Below are 19,176 nucleotides of genomic sequence, written 5' to 3'. Positions count from 1 at the left end.
ATCTTTTCTGGTTGTTTCAGAGCTGCGGTTGGATTGTGTATGCAATGCTGACCGAGCTAATGATAAAAATACCAAGCGACGAGCCATGGTCGATACATATTCCGCATTTAGTTATTGATGTAGCGTGTGGCTTTTTAATCACCTTACTTTTAAGAAGGGCTTATAACTGCTCAAATAGGCAAGGGATTAAAGTTAAAATAGCACTGCATCTGGTGCTACTGTTAACTGCCACATTAATTTGGACACAAATTAAATGGGCGTCTTTGCAGTGGTTATATGGCAATTGGTGGCTTTCCATGTCGTGGTTTGACTTTGGTACATGGACGTCTGCATCGTTAACTATGCTCTCAACATGGACTGCTTTTTATTACGGGATCAAAATATATCTCGACAATTTAGAGCAAACTCAAAAAGCCGCAGAAGCGACACACCTTGCTAAAGAATCACAGCTTAAAATGCTTCGATATCAGCTTAATCCGCACTTTATGTTTAACAGCATTAATGCTATTTGCACCTTAATCTTAAAAAAAGAAAGTGTGCAGGCAGTGAATATGCTCGAAAAGCTGTGTGATCTTCTGCGCCATAGTTTGTATACCGATCCGCTTGAAAAAGTAGCGATTAAAGAAGAAATTGCCATTTTAAAAACCTACTTAGATATAGAGCAATGTCGATTTACTGACCGGTTAGAGGTTAATATTAACGTTGATGAACCTTGCAACGATTTATTAATACCTTCTTTATTAATTCAACCATTGGTAGAAAACGCGTTAAAACATGGTATGCGCGCAGATCAAAAAATGGTGATCACAATTAAAGTTGAAAAAACAAAAACCGCATTGCTCATTAAAGTTGCAGATACTGGTAAAGGGTTTGACGATAATAAAAAATCGAAAAGGGGCATTGGCTTGGCTAATTGCGAGCAACGCTTAAAATTAATGTATGGAAATAGCCATCGCATTGAGAAAGGCAATGGCAAATCAGGCGGCGCATGGCTTTGTATCTCTCTTCCTATTAATGGTTTGCAATAATGATTCAATTAAAAACATTACTTGTTGACGATGAATACAGCGCTATTGAAGGGTTGCGTATTCGTTTAGAGGCCTTTGCTGAAATTGAAGTGATTGGCAGTGCACAAAGTGTTGATGACGCTATTAAAGTACTTAACAAACATGACGTTGATTTAGTGTTTCTAGATATAGAAATGCCAACAAAATCAGGCTTTGAACTAATTAAATATTTTCAACCAGAAAGCTGTCCAGCGGTTATTTTTGTTACTGCGTTTCACCAGCATGCCGTTAAAGCATTTGAGGTAAGAGCCCTTGACTACTTACTCAAGCCCGTTAAGTTAGCTCGCCTTGCAGAAGCCATAGAAAGAGTAGTAAAAACAGAGCAACTCCACAGAAAAAATACATTGATTGAAGTACACCAATCGCTGATAGAAAACGAACATCAAGAATTAGAAAGCTCAAAAAACTCAGAATATAAATTTGAAGCCGAAAACTTAGTCATCCAAGATGCTAAAAACCCAATTCAAATAATTCCGTTTAAAGATATTTTATGGATTGATGCCGCAGGCGATTATATGTGTGTTCATACACTGGCTGAAACCCATGTAATGCGTGCGCGTTTAAAAGATCTTGAAAAAAATACCCTGCCAGAAGACTTCTTACGCATACATAAATCAACCATTGTTAATTTAAGCCACATTAAACAGCTCAACCCATTACGTAATTCTGAATATATGGCGGTGTTAGATAACGAAAAAACACTCAAGGTAAGTAGAACATACAGTAAAAACTTAAAGAGCTTAATAAAACAATAACGGTGGTTTTTTAGTCACATCATCGTCAACATTATCAATGTGGACGGAGAGCTTGCTTACGTTAGAAGCGCAGCTTCTGATTTATAATGTTTTAATCACTTCTCTAAAAGCGCAGCGCCTCTTAATCTCTTTGTGAATAACGCCCTTACAAACTTAAATGCACAAAAAGAAATGAATGAGGGGTAAATGAGACGTTCAAAATCACCATGAGTATTTAAACACCAGCAAGCTATATTTTAGAGATAATATTATCGTCTATTTTCAATGTGGACGTAGAGCTTACTTACGTTAGAAACACAGTTTCTCATTGCTAAAACCTGCGCGAGGTAAACTCCCGCCTACAATATAAAAATTGCGCTTGCAAAAGGCTCGGTGTTTTATTTTTATTACCTGACCGCTGACCGCTGACCGCTGACCGCTGACCGCTGACCGCTGACCGCTGACCGCTGACCGCTGACCGCTGACCGCTGACCGCTGACCGCTGACCGCTGACCGCTGACCGCTGACCGCTGACCGCTGACCGCTGACCGCTGACCGCTGACCGCTGACCGCTGACCGCTGACCGCTGACCGCTGACCGCTGACCGCTGACCGCTGACCGCTGACCGCTGACCGCTGACCGCTGACCGCTGACCGCTGACCGCTGACCGCTGACCGCTGACCGCTGACCGCTGACCGCTGACCGCTGACCGCTGACCGCTGACCGCTGACCGCTGACCGCTGACCGCTGACCGCTGACCGCTGACCGCTGACCGCTGACCGCTGACCGCTGACCGCTGACCGCTGACCGCTGACCGCTGACCGCTGACCGCTGACCGCTGACCGCTGACCGCTGACCGCTGACCGCTGACCGCTGACCGCTGACCGCTGACCGCTGACCGCTGACCGCTGACCGCTGACCGCTGACCGCTGACCGCTGACCGCTAATTCTTAAAACCTAAGCTGCTCTTTAAACTTAGCTGTGTTATTTTAAATGCCTTGTTTAAAAGGACCTTGCTGTATGTTTAAAACCGTGTTTTTTACCTTCTTTTTTATACTAAGTGCACTTTTTACCGTTGCTACACATGCAAATGAGACTAAACATGCAATCGCCGTAGGTGCAGAGCAATTTGCTATGTATGCACCCCAATTAAAAAACAAACGTGTAGGGCTGGTGGTTAACCAAACCTCTCTTGTGGGGCAAACGCATTTAGTTGATAGCTTGTTGGCTAAAAACATCAACATCACTAAAATTTTTGCACCTGAGCATGGCTTTCGAGGCGATCACGATGCCGGTGCTCATGTACAAAACGCCGTTGATAGCAAAACCGGTATTGCGCTTATTTCTATTTACGGTAAACACAAAAAGCCAACCCCCGAGTCATTGCAAAATGTTGATGTGATAATTTTTGATATTCAAGACGTGGGCGTACGTTTTTATACCTACATAAGCTCTATGCATTACATGATGGAAGCCGCGGCCGAGCAGGGTGTTGAATTTATAGTACTTGATAGGCCAAATCCTAATATTAGCCACATTGACGGGCCAATTTTAGAACCGAAGTTTAAATCGTTTGTGGGTATGCACCCAATCCCTGTACTGCATGGTATGACGGTAGGCGAGCTTGCTAACATGATCAAAGGTGAGGGGTGGATCAATCAGGCTCGTGATTTAAAGCTAAACGTGATCCCTGTTGCCGGCTACACCCGCACCAGTCGTTATAGTTTACCGGTAAAACCAAGCCCTAATTTACCCAACGATCAATCAATAGCGCTGTATCCCTCGTTGTGCTTTTTTGAGGCAACTCCTGTTAGCATAGGTAGAGGAACTGACTTTGCATTTCAGGTTATTGGTTATTCACCAGTAGCACTTGGGGACTTTAGCTTTACCCCTCGCTCAATAAAAGGCGCAGCGCTTAATCCAAAGTTTAAAAACCAAATGGTGAAAGGGATTGATTTACGCCATAGTGATACCACAGGCTTAAACTTAAATTATTTAATTAATGCTTACCAGCAACTGACTCAGGCTAAACAGCCGTTTTTTGAACGTGCCGACTTTATGGATAAGCTCGCAGGAACTGATAAATTAAGGCTCGCCATAGAAGCAGGGCACTCAGCTGAGGAAATCAAACAAAGTTGGCAAGCCGGGCTAAAACAGTTTAAACAGCAAAGAGCGCCTTATTTGCTGTATTAATAAAAGGGATGCGTGCATTGGGCTTTAAAAATGATAAACAATAAAACGTACTATAAAGTAGTTATATTGCTGCTGAGCATTATTATTGCAGGCTGTAGTCGCTCTACAGCAATTAAATCAGAACGCCCTTTAACTGTTAATCATATTAACGCGTTAGCTAATGCTCAGGTGATTGCTACCTTTCCTGAGCCAAATCCCAGCAGCAGAGAATATGTAAATAATCGTGGCACCTTTAAAGCCTACCGTGGGCGGGGGCAGCTATTGCTACAAAATGTCAGTGCCGTCAGTGCTAATATATACATCAATAATAAAAAGCTTTTACTTAATGAGCCTTTACGCGCTAACACCGAGTACGACTTTAATTTAGGGCACTATACGCATAACGGCGTGAACACCTTTAAGGTAGAGAATATTCAACCTGCTGGCGGCAGTTTAACCCTGCGCTTTGCATTTGCTACCTTAGAAAATAGCGCCAAAAAAGAAATCGACTTTAGCCAAGTTGATACCTTAATTGAAAACGATATAAAAGCAGGCTTTCCAGGAGCGGTATTAGCGGTTGTTAAAGCGGGTAAGGTATTAAAATTAACCGCGTATGGCGATGCAAAACAATATCAGCAAAGTGATTTAATGCTACTGCGCCCAGAGCCTATGCAAACCAATACCTTATTTGACTTAGCCTCAAATACTAAAATATTTGCTACTAACTTTGCATTAATGAAGTTGGTCAGCGAGGGGCAGTTAAACATAAATCATACGGTGCATTCATACCTAAAAGAGTATCAGGGTAATGGCCGAGAGCACCGCCAAGTAAAAGACTTACTAACTCATAGTGCCGGTTATCCGCCAGTGTTTGATTTTCATCGAAAAGACACCGCTTACGGCGATGCGTTTTTCTCACAAACAAGCGAAACCACTAAACAGCTATTATTAACAAGCGTGCCATTAACCGCTGAACCTACAGCACCGCATGTTTACTCTGATATTGATTACATGATTTTAGGTGTTTTAATTGAGCGAATTAGCGGCCAACCTCTCGATGAATACCTAGAGCAGCATATTTACGCGCCTTTAAAACTCAATAACACCTTATTTAATCCGCTTAAAAAAGGTTTTAATCGTCAGCAGTTTGCTGCCACGGAGCTTAGCGGTAATACTCGAGATGGGCGTATTCATTTTGATAATATTCGCACCAATGTACTGCAAGGGCAGGTGCATGACGAACGTGCTTATTATTCGCTCGATGGTGTTGCAGGCCATGCGGGATTATTTAGTAACGCCCCCGATTTAGTTGTGCTGTGCCAAGTGCTGCTTAACAAAGGCGGTTATGGCGATACGCAAATTTTTAACGCCAGTAGCTTAGCGCAATTTTTAACGCCACAAAGCAGTGATGAAACCTACGGGTTAGGCTTTCGTCTTGCGGGAAATAACCAAGCAAGGCGCTGGCACTTTGGCCCTTATGCCAGCGCTCAGGCCTATGGCCACACAGGGTGGACAGGGACAGTTACCGTGATTGATCCGGCTTACGATTTGGCCATTATTTTACTCACTAATGCGCGGCATACTCCTATTAAAGGCACTGAAAAGCGCTATCAATTTGTAGGGAAAAATTTTGAAACAGCGCAATACGGCTCTATTGTGTCGCTTGTTTATGAGGCATTATTAAATCAATAAGTGTTAGTAAGTGACTTAAGTGCTTATATCTATTAAGTTAAGTAAAGCGTCGTCATTATAAAAATAAATAAGGTTTGTTTATGCATTGGTATTCTATTTTACCGCCACTGATTGCCATTGCTATCGTGTTTTGGCGTAAAGAAGTGATTATGGCTCTTTTGGTGGCAGTGGCTTCATCAGAGTTTTTACTGGCCATTCAGGGCGAAGGAAATAGCGTATTTAATACATTTTTAAATACCATAGAGCGCATTATTTCGGTAGCAAGTTCCCCCGGTAATACCCGTATACTCATATTTAGTATTTTAATAGGCGCATTACTGGCCTATATTCGCGAGTCTGGCGGTGTTGCTGCTACCGTTAATTTGCTGATGAACAAAGGCGTTGCTAAAAGTAAGCGCCAAGTAGGCTTTTTAACTATGTTTACCGGCGTAGCGGTATTTATAGAGTCAAACTTAAGTGTGCTTACCTCGGGTATTTTATCTCGCGGTCTGTTCGACAAATTTAAAATGAGCCGCGCGCGTTTAGCCTACATAATCGATAGCACCAGCGCCCCTGTGTGTATTTTAATATTACTAAACGGCTGGGGTGCATTCGTACTGGGCTTGCTAGGTAATTACGAATTAGGCGAGTCGGCGGTATCGGTGCTGTGGGGCAGTGTAGGCTATAACTTTTACGCCATAATCACCTTGGTTATTGTTTTTTATACCATTGCGTTCGATAAAGTACATGGCCCAATGAAAGTGGCTGAACAAAAACTAGAGCTACAAACAACCGAACTAAAAGAAGAAGTAAAAGGCTCTAAAGCACGTTTTATGCTAGTGCCACTGTTAACGCTAATTGTTAGCATGGTTGGCTTTATGTTTTACACCGGTAACGGGGTACTTGCCGAGGGTAGCGGTTCAAAATCAGTATTGTACGCCACGGTACTGGCTATTGTTGTGGCCTATTGCTTAATGATTAGTTCGCGTCAATTTACCCACCACCAACTTGTTGATACCGGCTTTAAAGGCATGGGCGAATTACTCCCACTGGTAAGTATTGTATTGCTCTCGCTGACCTTGGGTGCAAGCTTAAAAGAGCTAGGTACAGGCGTGTTCGTGGCATCTTTGGTTGGCGATTACTTACCAATATATTTAATAGTGCCAGTACTATTTTTAACTGGCGCGGTTATGTCGTTTACTACAGGCACCTCGTGGGGCACGTTTGCCATACTTATCCCCATTGGCGTACCGCTTATTCAAGCGCTTGGTTTACCGCCATCGCTGGTGGTAGGCGCTATTTTAGGTGGCGGGATATTTGGCGATCATTGTTCCCCTATATCCGACACCAGCGCAGTATCAGCCATCGCCTCAGGCTGTGATTTACTCACCCACGTTAAAACTCAATTACCCTATGCATTAGTAGGCGGTGGCCTAACGTTTGTAGCTTACTTAGTAACGAGCTTAATTGTGTTGTAAATACATTTCAGAGCAAGACAGCCCCAAACACTCAAAAGCCTGCTTATTCGCAGGCTTTTTTGTTTACACGTAGGTTGGGTTGAGTGACATTAAACCTAACGGATCGCCAATCCACTTTGCAGCTTTAACGTTAAATATATGCATTATTTTTGTAGGCGCTTAGCTTGCTAGCGCGTCGGGCGTTAGCCCGAAATAAATTCAATATATAATTACTTAAAGTTGAGCCTAAATTTATGTTGTGTTGAGTAGTCTTTAAAATCAACTTCATGAAAATAAAATTTTTCACTTTCAGATCTTGCAGGAATAGTTTTGAATTTAGCTTTTTCTGTAGTAACAAATGAAAAAGGGAGTAAAATAAATAAGTTATTAAATTTACCGCTTAACATGTACCTCAACTTATCTTTAGAGCTCTCTTTAAATAACGTCACGCTCAACAGCTCCTTATTGTCACAACTCGGTAAACGGTACCCTATATTCGCCACAGCAGTATAATCAAAATCTCTAAATCCTTTATTAGATATAAGCCATTTAATTACGTCATCAAATATTGCTACGTCTTGATCTGGTAATAAAGATATTAAGCACTTAAGGAGTGCTTTGTAGACTTTAACATTTGAGAATTTTTGATTTGATATAATTACTTCTTTTGAAAATATGTCTGGCTCATCTTTTACCTCTATGAAATTACTTGTAGCAAATATTTTTCCGCCACCCTTAACATAAGAATTACTGTAGCCCTTTTTACCTTTGATCTGTGTTATGAAAGAAGGAGGGATAAAGCGGCTTAAATGATTTTCAAAGTCAGAGAAAATAGAGTTACATTTATCACACTCATTTATTGTGAAGATACTTTTATTTCCTAAAAGCTCAGGCAGAGAGTGAGATAGGTTATTGTACGTTGCAGATCTTGACTTGCAAAACCTACACTCTGATGTATTTTTACCAATCTCTAAACGAGGATAAATACAATAATTTTTTTGGTTATGATCTAGTAAAATCTCTTTCATATTAAATTCATTTTATTTGAATATGATACTTTATATTAAGTGTTTTACTCGCTGGTTTGCGAGTGATAATTGTAGTTTTTAATTATAATTTGTAAGTTTAATTACATAGCTTTTTAAATTAAAAACTTAGTTTTAAGCGTAGATGTTACTACTACTTTTATGCCCCACACTGCCTAACCCCAACCCCCGCATGTTTAAGCCCTACAATCTGCCCTTTGCCGTTATGTGCCATAGCGAGCATGTCGCCGGTATTGATATTACTTTCAACTGCATGCTTTCCTTTTAAATCACTGAGCAGTGATTGTTTAATGTGTACCAGTACCTCGTCATTGCAGCTGGCTATGTACCAGTCGTTGTCGACCTTTACGAGCGTGCCGTATTCTATATGGTGTTGTTGATGGCGGCGTAAGTCGTTTGCTAGTTGGGTGTCGAGCGCTCGTTTTTGTTGCGTTATAGTGCTTGCGTAGTTACCTGTTTGATCTATTTCATGCGTTGTTATAAACGAGTAGTCGTGTATGTCTATGGTGTTTAATACGGTTTTAGGGGCAGTATTTATCACGTTGTTACTGTCGAGCACTATAAAAGCCAGTAAGCCTAATGCGCAGGTAAGGCTTGTGAGTTGCAGGGCAAAGCCTAACTTTTTAGGTTTTTTTTGAGCTACGCTGTGTTTTAACGCCTGTTGTTGAGCATGCGAAAGAGTGGTACGTGCTTTACGCGCTTTAAAGTGGTTTGACAGCTTTTCATCAAACTGCTCATCAGGCTTGTTCATTATAATCTCCTAATAATTGTTTTAGGTTTTGTTTGGCGTAGCGTAGCCTTGTTTTTATGGTTTGGGCGTTGCTTTGCGTTATAAGCTCTATGTCGGCAAGGCTAAAACCTTCTTGTTGTAAGGTGATGGCTTCGCGCTGCACAAAGCTAAGTTGCTTGAGCGCAGTGCTAAATGCTTCATAACTTATGTGTGTGTCGCCTATATGCGAATCACTACTTGTTAATTCACTTTGATTGTTATTTTGTGCAAGCCGTTGGCTGTTTTCGTCAAGCTCGACAAAGTGTTGCTGTTTGCGGTATTCGTCTATCAGAATGTTACGTGCAAGTCGAAATAACCAGGCTTTAGGCGTGGTTTGTGCTTGGTAAAGGTGGCGCTTTTCAATAACCTTTAGCCATGTTTGTTGGCTTACGTCGTATGCTAAATGTGTATTAGATTGGGTAACTAGGTAGTGATATAAATCGTTACTGTATAAGATAATAAGCTGCTCTAAGTGGCGGTTGTCGCCACTTTTTGCATACCGCGCCATGCAGTCTTTGCTTGGCGCTTCAAATAACCATGACTTAATACTCAATAGCATAGGCGCTTATTCCTTTACTGCGAACTGTCTAATTTAAAATCAAGCTGTACGGTTTGACCTGTTTGTAATTGTGCCACACCTTCAATTATTTTTGGACGATATTTCCAGCGTTTAATAGCGCGAAGTGCTTCGCGATCAAATATGCGTTTTGGTTCGGCATTTACTACTGTGGCATCAATTACTTCACCTGTGGGTGAAATATTAAAGCTAAGTTGCACCCAGCCTTCTATACCATCACGTGCTGCGCTAGTTGGGTATTTAGGATTTATGCGCACAATGGGTGAAGCATCTCCCGTAGGGCGGGCAAGTGTTTGCTTCATATCGTCACCAAACCTGTCAATTACTATGGGTGGTGCTGTGCTTATTGCTGTTATTGGCTCATTACTAGGTGTGACACGTGGTGGTGCTTTAGGCGGTATTTTAGGTGTGGGTGGTGGTGGTATTCTTTTAATATGCGTGGTTTGTTTATCTTCAGGTGCTTGAAAAATCTCAACAGTAATATCATCACCCAATTTGATAGGCGCTCTTTGCTCGCCACTAATTAAGTATTGCATAAAGGCAAATGCGATAAAGGTCATCGCAGCACCGCCAATAACAGCTGTTGATGTTTTGAACATGTGGTTTTTAGGGAATTCAAGTGTGTGCATAAGCCGCTCCAAATTAACTTATTATGTTGTTTCAGAGCTATAACGGCTGGCAAATAGAAAAGGGGTTAAATAGTTTTAAAATTTAATTAAAAATACAGGGGTAGTATTTAACCTATGTAAAAGGTCTCTTGATTTTTTTATTTTGGGTTGGCTAAAAGAATGTAGTTATTTTAAGGTTTGCCTGTTATTTTCTATTTTGTTTGCTCTAGGTAGATGAAATGAGAGCTTTAAGTTGCTTACCTGCTGTTGTTAAACTTTCGTTCTCAATAATGGCGGCATTATTCAGGCATGCTCATTAAAAAGGATTTATAAATGAAAAAAGCAATATTTGTTTTTTTATTATTAGTTAGTGCTTGTTCATATTTAGAAAGTGAAACAGAGCAAGCTAATCGTTTATCCAAAACATACCAAGTAGACATTCAAGCTGGTGAACCTCGTTTATTTTTTCCTGAACAATTTGCAGTTAGTGATGGAGAGCCTCCAATTCTTGAAATGGAAATGACTACGCTTGCAGATGCTTCTGACTCACTTGATGGTATTGAGGCCGCATTAACGACCTATCCTCAAGGGTTTGTTACTGAAGTAATTGACGCTATTTACCTCTCTGGTCCTATGCTTATGGAAGGAGCTGAAGCGGGTGGGACATACTCAAGCAACTCCATAATATTAGTAAATATTTCAGATCAAAATGGCACGAACTTTAACTTCGAAAACTCATTGAAAGGGGTTCACCATGAATTAAGTTCATTAATTTATATACGTTCACCTTTCGTTATATTTGCATGGCAAGCTTTGCTGCCAAAAGAGTGGAAGCCTGCATCCTCGAACTATGAGGCTTTAACGCAAGATAGAAATGTAGGACCTGATTATGAAAATGGGTTTTTATCTAGATATGGTAAAACTAATATTGAGAACGACTTTAATATTTATGCTGAATTTGCCTTTGCTGAACCTGAAAAATTGCGGGAACTTGCCGCTACCTATCCAATAATAGCTAAAAAGCTAAGTTTGTTTATTACCGCGTATACGCAGTTCTCGGCTAAATATCAGCAAGACTTTGAAGATTATTTTGCGAGAACGGGTTTAAGTGATGTTGCTGTACAGCCTGAGAATTTTGAAATGACTATCCATTTAGATTTAAGCGATATTAAGCCACAGATAAGCCAATAAAGTTTTTAAGTATTAAATCAACAAAGAAGGGGGAGTCCCCCTTTTTTATGATTCTTATCAATGCTTCGAATGGAAGTTTAACTTTTCATATTTTGCTCGTTTTCTAGATCTTTAAACAGCTCCCCTTGGGGATGTTCAAAAAACTCATCGTCTATTTCTTCGTCATCTACAACCAACATTTGATCTTGCGCGGTGGTTTCTTCAATACGCGGATCCATAGTCGCTGCCAGTGGCGAGTTTGTAACATCGGATGTACCCACCACATAATCACTGGGTTCAGGCTGCTCTACTTTTTGTTTAGAATTAATAAACGTGAGTAATAAATACATGGTTACGGTTAATAGCGAAATAGACGCATACAATGCTTGGTGACCAAAGTAGCTCATGATCTGTGCGTTAACTGTTGAGCCTATTGCTGCCCCAGCGCCAAAAGCAACCAATAACGCTGATGACACGCCTACGCGTTCTTCGTCTTCAACTCGCGAATTGGCCAGTGCCGAACAAAGCGGATATAAAGTAAAGGCAAACAAACCAAATATAAAGGTGAGTATGTAAGCAATTAACTGTGAGCTTGGTAATAAAAACAATGCCAAACTCACAATGCCTATGGCTATGGCATTAGTACGAATTAATAAACTACGGCGAATACGGTCAGAAAGCATGCCCATTGGCCACTGTGCTAGCAGGCCGGCTAAAATAGTTAGCGACATAAAAATAGCAATTTCAGCGGCGTTAAAGCCTGATAACTTGGCAAAAATAGGTGCTAGACCATAAAAGCTACCATTAATAATGCCTGCAAAGTGCACCGCAGTAAGCGATTGTGGCACTTTTTTAGCGTAATCAAATAGGCTCATTTTTATCGGTTTTAAGGGTTTTGGGTGGATTCTACGAGTGATAGAAATAGGAATAATACCGATTGCTAACGCCATGCAGACTAAAAATAGCGGCGCATAACCTAGCTCAGGAAATTGTGCGAGCGCTAATTGCCCTAAAATCATCCCCAAGTATGAAGTGATCATATAAAACGAGAATACGCGGCCGCGTGATTCGGGGGCTGACTGTTCATTCAGCCAGCTTTCTAGCACCATGTAATTACACATCATACCTAAGCCAACAAAAAGCCTAAGGCCTAACCATATATAAAGATTATCACTCACGCCATGAGCAGCCACACAGGCTGTCACTGCAGCAGTACTGGCGGCAAAGGTTCTGATGTGACCTACCGATTTAATAAGATGATAGCCAAGTTTTGAACCCAGTAATAAGCCAAGGTAATAACACGAGGTCATTAAGCCTATCCAAAACGTAGACGTGCCTTGTTTACCTAAATAAAGCGCTAAATAGGTAGTAAGTAAACCGGTACCAATAATTAAAAATAAATTGGCAAAGTACAGTGACGGAAATGATTTCATTAAAATGCAAATTATGAGCTAAGACAACTAGATACTAGAGCAAGCGAGAAGGTTTTCCAAGCTGTAAAAGGGAGTTTTATATGGCGCAACCCTATGCAGGCTTTAAATAGAGGTTAATGAATAAAATAATCATTTAATAATATTTTCATTTCACCGTTTTGCAGATATTCGGTAATTTTTTTGTTTATTTTTTCAAAGTCTTTTTTATAGCTTGGGTGGCAAATAATATTATCGTTAATGCTCACCGGTGAGTAGTTATTACTATAGGGTAGATGGGGGTGTATATTTAACGCTTTATAGGCAAACGTAATATCGGGATAAAAAGCTAATATTAAGTCTACTCGCCCGAGTAATAAAAGTTGTAAGCTTTCCATTTCGCTATTTACTTCAATTACTATTTTGGCTTTTTCTTTTATTCTATCTAGCTCACGACTACTGGGCACCCCTCGAACAATGCTAATAATATCGCTGTTATTAATTTGGCCTACGTTTGAAATAACTCGCTTTGGGTTATTAGAAACCACTTTGATCAGTGCTTTGTTAAAAGGTGTGCTGTGTAAAATGTTTTTAGGTAATGTAATCCCTTCTGAGCCATCAAAGGTGTCCTCACCTGGTGCATAGCAAGCAACAGTTTGTTTTAAAAACTCAAGCTTAGCGCGTTTCATTGGCATGACTTCAATTATGTATTGATCACTCAGTTTTGTATCTGCGAGTGCTTTGGTTAATAACGCATGATAAACCCCTTGGTGTTGATTATTAGCAGCGTGTTGAAACAGTCCACTTAATTCGGCAACAGCAATAATTTGTTTGGCAGCGGCCTTTTGATGCACACAAACCATCAATAAAAATAACCAAAAGTACGATGTAGATAAATACTTACTACTGAGCATGACTTTAAACTAATTTATTTTTTGTAGCTTTAATATAGTCTTTGAGGGCTGAAAATACGACTGGTGATTTAATTAACGCCTCAATTTATACCTATATTACTGCAGAGTAAGCGCTATATAATAAAATAATATGACTAAGTGCCATGCTAGAATAGCGGGCTTATTGCGGGTATTATGCAAAGAAGCAATATTTAGCATTATTTATTCCACATTAGGGGAAATTAATGGCAGCAGTAATATTTTTTGGAACTAAAAATGACCAGTAATAATCAAGCTACAAATAAGCGTAAAAAAAATAATCCGCTTATCGAAATAGTCTTTAATATCATCATCCCTTCAGTCATTTTAATGAAGTTTTCTGGCCCTGAATATTTAGGCAGTGTGACTGGTTTAATTGTCGCGCTTATATTCCCTATTAGTTACGGTATTTATGATTTTATAAAAGCGGGCTCATTAAACTTCATCTCGCTTTTAGGCTTTTTAAGTACTTTGCTTACCGGTGGTATTGCCTTGTTTGAGCTAAACGTTGAGTGGTTAGCTATTAAAGAAGCAGCTATTCCGGCAATCATTGGTTTTACCGTGCTGATGTCGGGCTTTTTTGGTAAACCCCTGCTAGCCAAACTTTTATTAAACTCACTTTTATTTAAGCTAGATACTATTTATGATGCCTTAGATGCACGAGGCAATACACAAAGCTTTAAACAAAAAATCACCAATGCTAATTACCTCTTAGCGCTGACCTTTGTGTTTTCATCTACGATGAATTACATCCTTGCTAAATGGATTGTTACCAGCCCTGCAGGCTCCGTTGAATTTAACGAACAGCTTGGTGAAATGACGCTATTGAGTTATCCGGTAATTGCTATTCCGTCTATGCTCATGCTCATTGGTATTTTTGTTTATGTAATTAAAGTACTGACTAAGTTAACCGGTATGAAGTTTGAAGACATGGTTAATGCTGAATAGGGTTATCCATAATCTATAATAAAAAGCCGTTGTTTAATAACGGCTTTTTTGTTGATGTTTACTTATAAGTATTTATTTGTAATCTGAGTACTTCGTTCTGTGATAAGGAATAAGCTTATAATTTGGTTGTAAAAAGGTCACTAAATCAGTGAGTTCAGAAACGGTCATGGTGTCGTTAAATACCGCCATTTTAGATGCTCCATCGGGGGTTCTAGCATCAGCTCTGTAAGGCCTTGAAAAGCGGTGCGAAGGGTTAATAACCGATGTAACTAACTCAGCATAAGTGACTATTTTGGTTTTATTTCCGCCTAGTCTGATAGAAATATCGTCATGTTTTTTTATACTGTCATCTTCTACACCTGCAAGCGTATGGCATGCCAAACACTCATACTTAATAAAAACGGCTTTACCTTTTTCAGCATTTCCCTCTGGTAAGCTAAACCCCCTTGGAGAATCAACGCCTTTATCGCAACCTGCAAGTGCAATTAAGCATAAAATTATTAATGTATATTTCATGGTAGCTCCTTTGTCTTTCATTGGGTTTGGTGAGCGGCAATTGATAAACCATAACCATAAACAACTTATGGCTAATTAGCTAAAACTAAAAGCGACCGCATTAGCGACTAAACTATGTATTTACTGCGCTGTATGATATTTGCATCTGGCTATTATTTATATTTTTAAGGTTTAGTAAGTAGCAAGAAAAGGTAATAAGGCTACGCTTATTATTAAGTGTTGATTCATTAAAATGCTTGAACACTTTATTGTTTTATAAAGAGTCATTCACAATAAATGACTCATCTAGTGTAGTTGAGGAAAAATAATAACCCTAATTATTACCTGCATTTATCTCTTCGGAGTTTTGCGATTGAAACATCGTAACCTCGTCGACATGCTGACTGACGCTGTTTTTTTGTAAGGCAATGTATAAGTCTGAATGAATATAAATACCGTCTTTACCTGAGGCGATACCAGCGGTTTTAAACCAAGAAAGTAGCTGGCGTTTTCTTCCCGCTAGCTCTAATCGAATACCTCGTTTTTTAAATATCACATCTAGGTCTGCGAGCATGGCCATAACGCTTAAATCAAGATGAGTGAAGCAGGGCACAGCATCAATAATGACACATTGCGTGTCGTCTTTTTGTCTTGCATATTGCTCTAACAAGCGGCGTTTAAAATAACTGGCATTAAAATAGGTTAAAGGAGAATTAAAACGATATATAAAAACCCCTTGTACTGCTTTGGCTTTATCTGTTTCGTCTAAGCTTCTTACTACGCCTTTTATATCCACACCTAAAATGGTGTCTGATGGGCGCATAACAGTTCGAATAAATTGAAATAACCCTAGTAATACAGCAAGGGTAATTCCTGGTATAACACCAATAAACAGCACAGCAAAAAGTGTGGCTGAGGCTAAGTAAAATGCCTGCTTATCTTTAAATTTTAATTGCCAGACTGCCTTTAAATCAAGCAGGTGAACAGAGGCAATTATTAATACAATCCCGAGTGCAGCACTGGGAATAAACTCAAGCGGCGCCGTTAAAAAAAGAGCGATAACGCCAATAATAGCGGCAGCTATAATCGAAACTAATTGGGTTTTTCCGCCAGAGTCGTCGTTCACGGCTGTGCGTGAGTCGGCACCACTAACGGCAAAGCCTTGTGATAATGCTGACGCTAAATTAGCGATGCCCAAGGCTCTAAATTCTTTATCGGCATCGATGTCGTAGCCATTCTTTGCTGCAAAGCTTCGCGCCGTTAGCATCATGCTGACAAAGCTAACTATGGCTAAGTTGAGTGCCGGTACAACAAGTTCTCGAATAATACCCACGTCAAATACTGGAGTGTTAAACACAGGCAAACCACCGGTTACTGTGCCTATGGTTTTTATTTCAAACTGCTCTAAATTAAACAACCAAACGAATACCGCACCTAGTGCAATGGCAAACATAGAGGCTGGCCATGTAGGTTTTAAGCGCTTTAACACAAAGTAAACGCCGAGGGTAAATAAAGCCATTAGCAAGGTGGGAATATGAGTTTGCGATAAATACGTAGGAACGCCACCTAAACGCTCAAGCAAGTAGCGCTCATCAAAGGTAAAGCCAAATACTTTAGAAAACTGACCAACAATAATGGTAATAGCCACACCGTTTAATAACCCCATTAAAATTGGTTTAGATAAAAAGTCGGCTAATACACCTAGCTTAAAGCGGCTGGCAATAAAGCACCAAAAACCGGTCATTGCGGTCATGGTGATCACTAATTGCCAATGTTTAAAGCTATCGCCTGCAGCGAGTGGAGTAACAACTGCAGCAATAACCGCACATGTTGCGGCATCAGGGCCAATAATAAGCTGTTTAGAGGTACCAAAAAGTGCATAAAGCATCATAGGTAATACGCAAGAATACAGGCCAACTGCAGCATTAACGCCTGTAAGTTGCGCATAAGCTATAGCAACAGGTAAAGCAACGGCTGCAACCGATAATGCCGCCCTCACATCATCAGCAAACCATTGGCGTTGATAATTAAATAAGGTGTGTAAACCTGGCATAAAGCTATATAGACGCGACAACACTTCAAATTCCCTGCTAATAATTAGGAGTCGATAGTAAGTTCTCTTTAATAATAAGTATAGTAACTAAACGTGTTAGATGCGCTAAATAGGGGGATTTCTAGTGTATTAATAAGAGGAATATAGTTTAAAAACAAAAAAGCCCAGCAAGTTACTGGGCTTTGTAAGTCAAATGACTGCTTTAAAAATTAGCTGTTCAATTGACCAGTAGATGATTCTATGTGGGCGCGAACAAACCACTGATATTGCTCAAGCTCTGCAAGTTGCGCAATGATCATATCTTCAGATACCGGATCAAGCTCAGCAAGTGATTCTATGGCTTTACGGTGATCACCGTTAACGCCGTTATATACTTTGTCTAATGCGGCTAAGTGTTCAGTTACTAAGCCTTTACCTATGGCGTAATCTTCCCATGTACGGCGCTCAACAATCGATTTTGGTGTGCCAACTGGGACGCCGCCTAAAGTGGCAATACGTTCTGCTATGGTGTCGGTCATTTCACGGACGGTTTCTACTTGTGGGTCTAGCATTTCATGTACGCCAATAAAGTTTGGACCTACTACATTCCAATGAATATGTTTTAAAGTTAGCTGTAAATCAATTAGCGCTACCATGCGATTTTCTAGTACAGATATTGCTTTATTTGCTGATTCGTTTTCTACACCGGGAGCGGTAAATTCAGCGACTTTATTTGCATTATTACTGTTACTCATGATTCCTCCTACTATTTCAAAAATAGTGCTCGCTTTACTCTAGTGAGTATTTAAATTGCGATAACGAACACCTCTTGTATTTATAGAAGCAATCGTCATGCCGATAGTGATATAGTTTTAACTAACTGAAAAATAGCAGTTTAATTTTTATTTATAGTACTTGATAAAGCAGTAAGATTAAGTGCATATGAAAAATATGCACTTTTTTGTAAATTCTGCAAAACAGCAGTACTTTAAAGTGTTAGCGAATAGCGTGCCCTTTATAGTGGTTATAATGAAGGTATTATCATTGTTGATTAATGTCCTGTTACATATACTCAACTTAAAGATTCATTAAAGGAGAAGTGTATGTTGAGGTTTTTTTCCATCGAGCAAGGAGTGATCAAAGAGTTAGCGCCTTTACCTGATACCCCTGTTGAAGTATCCATAAAGAATGCACATTGGATTGATACTATTAATCCAACACCGCAGGAGCAAAATGCGCTTGCAAAAACGCTCAATATAACTTTTCCAGATTCGGTAGATGTAGAAGAGATTGAAACGTCGTCAAGGTGCTTTATCGATAATGAAGGTTTACATGTGCATGCATTGTTTATGTCACCTAATGAAGGGCGATTTAATACTGTAACGGTAGCTTGTTTGTTGCAAAACAATTGCTTACTTACTATTCGTGATGAGGAATTGGCTGATTTTAGACTACTGCGCTTAAGAGCGCGCAAAGGTCAGGTGGCATGCGATACAGCAAAACAATTATTAATCACTTTATTTGATCAAAAAGTTGAAAACCACGCGGATATGCTCGAAGACATGCATCATCAATTAGAGAAGCTCAGTGCTTATGTACTTGAAGAAGATAACTCAGACTTAGAAGAGGCGGTTGGTCGCATAGCTCGCTTAGAAGATGCTAATGGTAAAGTGCGTTTATGTTTAATGGATACGCGACGCAATATTTCGTTTTTAATACGCCGTATAGGCGCGCAAAATGACGAGCGCGAATCTCTTCGAGAAATTGTACTCGATATAGAAACTTTAATGTCGCACTGTACCTTTTTGTTCGACAAGGTGAACTTTTTGATGGATTCAACACAAGGCTTTATTAATATTGAACAAAATCAAATTATTAAAACCTTTTCTATTGCCTCAGTGGTTTTCTTACCGCCTACAGTAGTGGCTAGTGTTTATGGTATGAATTTTAATATAATGCCTGAGCTACAATGGGAATGGGGTTATCCATTTGCAATTGGCATTATGTTGCTGTCGGGCTTTGCCCCTTATTTATTTTTTAAACATAAAGGGTGGTTATAATACTTTAATATTGCAAGCTGAGCGCTCAA

17 protein-coding genes and 3 pseudogenes are annotated in these 19,176 nt (G+C 39.9%); 8 read left to right on the top strand and 12 right to left on the bottom strand.

Annotated elements, in window-relative coordinates; genetic code table 11:
• Positions 1-59: 59 nt before the first annotated feature.
• Complete coding sequence (locus PTET_RS12945; RefSeq protein WP_244186362.1) at positions 60-1,028, top strand: sensor histidine kinase; 969 nt, start codon at positions 60-62, stop codon at positions 1,026-1,028.
• Positions 1,028-1,822, top strand: a complete 795-nt coding sequence (locus PTET_RS12940; protein WP_075169808.1) for a LytR/AlgR family response regulator transcription factor — start codon at positions 1,028-1,030, stop codon at positions 1,820-1,822. Before PTET_RS12945 ends, PTET_RS12940 begins: the two co-directional genes overlap by 1 nt.
• Positions 1,823-2,132: 310 nt before the next feature.
• Here PTET_RS12940 and PTET_RS19355 read toward each other — a convergent pair.
• The 3 pseudogenes from PTET_RS19355 to PTET_RS19345 form a co-directional block, all read right to left on the bottom strand.
• A pseudogene (locus PTET_RS19355) lies at positions 2,133-2,339 on the bottom strand (hypothetical protein); the annotation flags it as partial.
• Positions 2,276-2,521, bottom strand: a pseudogene (locus PTET_RS19350) (hypothetical protein); the annotation flags it as partial. The pseudogenes PTET_RS19350 and PTET_RS19355, both read right to left, overlap by 64 nt.
• Positions 2,409-2,678, bottom strand: a pseudogene (locus PTET_RS19345) (hypothetical protein); the annotation flags it as partial. The pseudogenes PTET_RS19345 and PTET_RS19350, both read right to left, overlap by 113 nt.
• Before the next feature lie 143 nt (positions 2,679-2,821).
• On the opposite strand from PTET_RS19345, the gene PTET_RS12930 reads away from it, so the two are divergent.
• The 3 genes from PTET_RS12930 to PTET_RS12920 all read left to right on the top strand — a co-directional run bounded on the left by PTET_RS12930 (position 2,822) and on the right by PTET_RS12920 (position 7,122).
• A complete protein-coding gene (locus tag PTET_RS12930) occupies positions 2,822-3,994 on the top strand; it encodes an exo-beta-N-acetylmuramidase NamZ family protein (RefSeq protein ID WP_096038750.1) in 1,173 nt (390 codons plus the stop codon).
• A gap of 30 nt (positions 3,995-4,024) precedes the next feature.
• Positions 4,025-5,665, top strand: a complete 1,641-nt coding sequence (gene pbp4b / locus PTET_RS12925; protein WP_096038926.1) for a penicillin binding protein PBP4B — start codon at positions 4,025-4,027, stop codon at positions 5,663-5,665.
• 80 nt (positions 5,666-5,745) lie between these two features.
• The gene (locus tag PTET_RS12920) at positions 5,746-7,122 is read left to right on the top strand and encodes a Na+/H+ antiporter NhaC family protein (protein WP_028835676.1); all 1,377 of its coding nucleotides are present in this window, start codon (positions 5,746-5,748) and stop codon (positions 7,120-7,122) included.
• Positions 7,123-7,331: 209 nt separating this feature from the next.
• Here the strand turns inward: PTET_RS12920 and PTET_RS12915 are convergent, their stop codons facing one another.
• From PTET_RS12915 to PTET_RS12900, 4 genes are all read right to left on the bottom strand, one after another.
• Positions 7,332-8,129 (bottom strand): hypothetical protein, encoded by a 798-nt coding sequence (locus tag PTET_RS12915; RefSeq protein WP_090493807.1) that lies wholly within the window; start codon positions 8,127-8,129, stop codon positions 7,332-7,334.
• Between the two features lie 157 nt (positions 8,130-8,286).
• Positions 8,287-8,898: a hypothetical protein gene (locus tag PTET_RS12910; protein ID WP_096038749.1), complete on the bottom strand. Its 612-nt coding sequence runs from the start codon at positions 8,896-8,898 to the stop codon at positions 8,287-8,289.
• Positions 8,885-9,475: a sigma-70 family RNA polymerase sigma factor gene (locus tag PTET_RS12905; RefSeq protein WP_096038748.1), complete on the bottom strand. Its 591-nt coding sequence runs from the start codon at positions 9,473-9,475 to the stop codon at positions 8,885-8,887. The genes PTET_RS12910 and PTET_RS12905 overlap by 14 nt, the downstream gene beginning before the upstream one ends.
• Positions 9,476-9,489: 14 nt before the next feature.
• Positions 9,490-10,122: an energy transducer TonB gene (locus PTET_RS12900; RefSeq protein WP_096038747.1), complete on the bottom strand. Its 633-nt coding sequence runs from the start codon at positions 10,120-10,122 to the stop codon at positions 9,490-9,492.
• Between the two features lie 312 nt (positions 10,123-10,434).
• On the opposite strand from PTET_RS12900, the gene PTET_RS12895 reads away from it, so the two are divergent.
• Positions 10,435-11,292 (top strand): hypothetical protein, encoded by an 858-nt coding sequence (locus PTET_RS12895; protein ID WP_096038746.1) that lies wholly within the window; start codon positions 10,435-10,437, stop codon positions 11,290-11,292.
• 77 nt (positions 11,293-11,369) lie between these two features.
• Here the strand turns inward: PTET_RS12895 and PTET_RS12890 are convergent, their stop codons facing one another.
• Positions 11,370-12,704, bottom strand: a complete 1,335-nt coding sequence (locus PTET_RS12890; protein WP_058155210.1) for an MFS transporter — start codon at positions 12,702-12,704, stop codon at positions 11,370-11,372.
• Between the two features lie 113 nt (positions 12,705-12,817).
• Positions 12,818-13,594, bottom strand: a complete 777-nt coding sequence (locus PTET_RS12885) for a type 2 periplasmic-binding domain-containing protein (protein ID WP_096038745.1) — start codon at positions 13,592-13,594, stop codon at positions 12,818-12,820.
• Between the two features lie 255 nt (positions 13,595-13,849).
• On the opposite strand from PTET_RS12885, the gene PTET_RS12880 reads away from it, so the two are divergent.
• Entirely contained in the window at positions 13,850-14,560 is a 711-nt protein-coding gene (locus PTET_RS12880; protein ID WP_028835687.1) for a VC0807 family protein, read from the top strand.
• Between the two features lie 72 nt (positions 14,561-14,632).
• Here PTET_RS12880 and PTET_RS12875 read toward each other — a convergent pair whose 3' ends face one another.
• The 3 genes from PTET_RS12875 to dps form a co-directional block, all read right to left on the bottom strand.
• Entirely contained in the window at positions 14,633-15,076 is a 444-nt protein-coding gene (locus tag PTET_RS12875; protein ID WP_096038744.1) for a c-type cytochrome, read from the bottom strand.
• A 313-nt stretch (positions 15,077-15,389) separates the two neighbouring features.
• The gene (locus PTET_RS12870; RefSeq protein ID WP_024601437.1) at positions 15,390-17,132 is read right to left on the bottom strand and encodes a SulP family inorganic anion transporter; all 1,743 of its coding nucleotides are present in this window, start codon (positions 17,130-17,132) and stop codon (positions 15,390-15,392) included.
• A 185-nt stretch (positions 17,133-17,317) separates the two neighbouring features.
• Positions 17,318-17,842, bottom strand: coding sequence for a DNA starvation/stationary phase protection protein Dps (gene dps, locus PTET_RS12865; RefSeq protein WP_016900503.1), 525 nt, complete (start codon positions 17,840-17,842; stop codon positions 17,318-17,320).
• 348 nt (positions 17,843-18,190) lie between these two features.
• Here dps and corA point away from each other — a divergent pair, with 348 nt between their 5' ends.
• Positions 18,191-19,147, top strand: a complete 957-nt coding sequence (gene corA, locus PTET_RS12860) for a magnesium/cobalt transporter CorA (protein WP_016900502.1) — start codon at positions 18,191-18,193, stop codon at positions 19,145-19,147.
• Positions 19,148-19,176 lie beyond the last annotated feature (29 nt).

Origin of the sequence: Pseudoalteromonas tetraodonis (assembly GCF_002310835.1) — a bacterium.
In the GTDB taxonomy this organism is placed as follows: Bacteria; Pseudomonadota; Gammaproteobacteria; order Enterobacterales; family Alteromonadaceae; genus Pseudoalteromonas; species Pseudoalteromonas tetraodonis.
Note: the sequence above shows the minus strand (reverse complement) of the source record. Positions and strands in the feature narration are given on the sequence as shown.

Excerpts from the sequence above, each read along its gene's own strand:
- PTET_RS12945 (WP_244186362.1), top strand. The coding sequence starts at position 60 with ATGATAAAAATACCAAGCGACGAGCCATGGTCGATACATATTCCGCAT.
- PTET_RS12940 (WP_075169808.1), top strand. The coding sequence starts at position 1,028 with ATGATTCAATTAAAAACATTACTTGTTGACGATGAATACAGCGCTATT.
- PTET_RS12930 (WP_096038750.1), top strand. The coding sequence starts at position 2,822 with ATGTTTAAAACCGTGTTTTTTACCTTCTTTTTTATACTAAGTGCACTT.
- pbp4b (WP_096038926.1), top strand. The coding sequence starts at position 4,025 with ATGATAAACAATAAAACGTACTATAAAGTAGTTATATTGCTGCTGAGC.
- PTET_RS12920 (WP_028835676.1), top strand. The coding sequence starts at position 5,746 with ATGCATTGGTATTCTATTTTACCGCCACTGATTGCCATTGCTATCGTG.
- PTET_RS12915 (WP_090493807.1), bottom strand. The coding sequence starts at position 8,129 with ATGAAAGAGATTTTACTAGATCATAACCAAAAAAATTATTGTATTTAT.
- PTET_RS12910 (WP_096038749.1), bottom strand. The coding sequence starts at position 8,898 with ATGAACAAGCCTGATGAGCAGTTTGATGAAAAGCTGTCAAACCACTTT.
- PTET_RS12905 (WP_096038748.1), bottom strand. The coding sequence starts at position 9,475 with ATGCTATTGAGTATTAAGTCATGGTTATTTGAAGCGCCAAGCAAAGAC.
- PTET_RS12900 (WP_096038747.1), bottom strand. The coding sequence starts at position 10,122 with ATGCACACACTTGAATTCCCTAAAAACCACATGTTCAAAACATCAACA.
- PTET_RS12895 (WP_096038746.1), top strand. The coding sequence starts at position 10,435 with ATGAAAAAAGCAATATTTGTTTTTTTATTATTAGTTAGTGCTTGTTCA.
- PTET_RS12890 (WP_058155210.1), bottom strand. The coding sequence starts at position 12,704 with ATGAAATCATTTCCGTCACTGTACTTTGCCAATTTATTTTTAATTATT.
- PTET_RS12885 (WP_096038745.1), bottom strand. The coding sequence starts at position 13,594 with ATGCTCAGTAGTAAGTATTTATCTACATCGTACTTTTGGTTATTTTTA.
- PTET_RS12880 (WP_028835687.1), top strand. The coding sequence starts at position 13,850 with ATGACCAGTAATAATCAAGCTACAAATAAGCGTAAAAAAAATAATCCG.
- PTET_RS12875 (WP_096038744.1), bottom strand. The coding sequence starts at position 15,076 with ATGAAATATACATTAATAATTTTATGCTTAATTGCACTTGCAGGTTGC.
- dps (WP_016900503.1), bottom strand. The coding sequence starts at position 17,842 with ATGAGTAACAGTAATAATGCAAATAAAGTCGCTGAATTTACCGCTCCC.
- corA (WP_016900502.1), top strand. The coding sequence starts at position 18,191 with ATGTTGAGGTTTTTTTCCATCGAGCAAGGAGTGATCAAAGAGTTAGCG.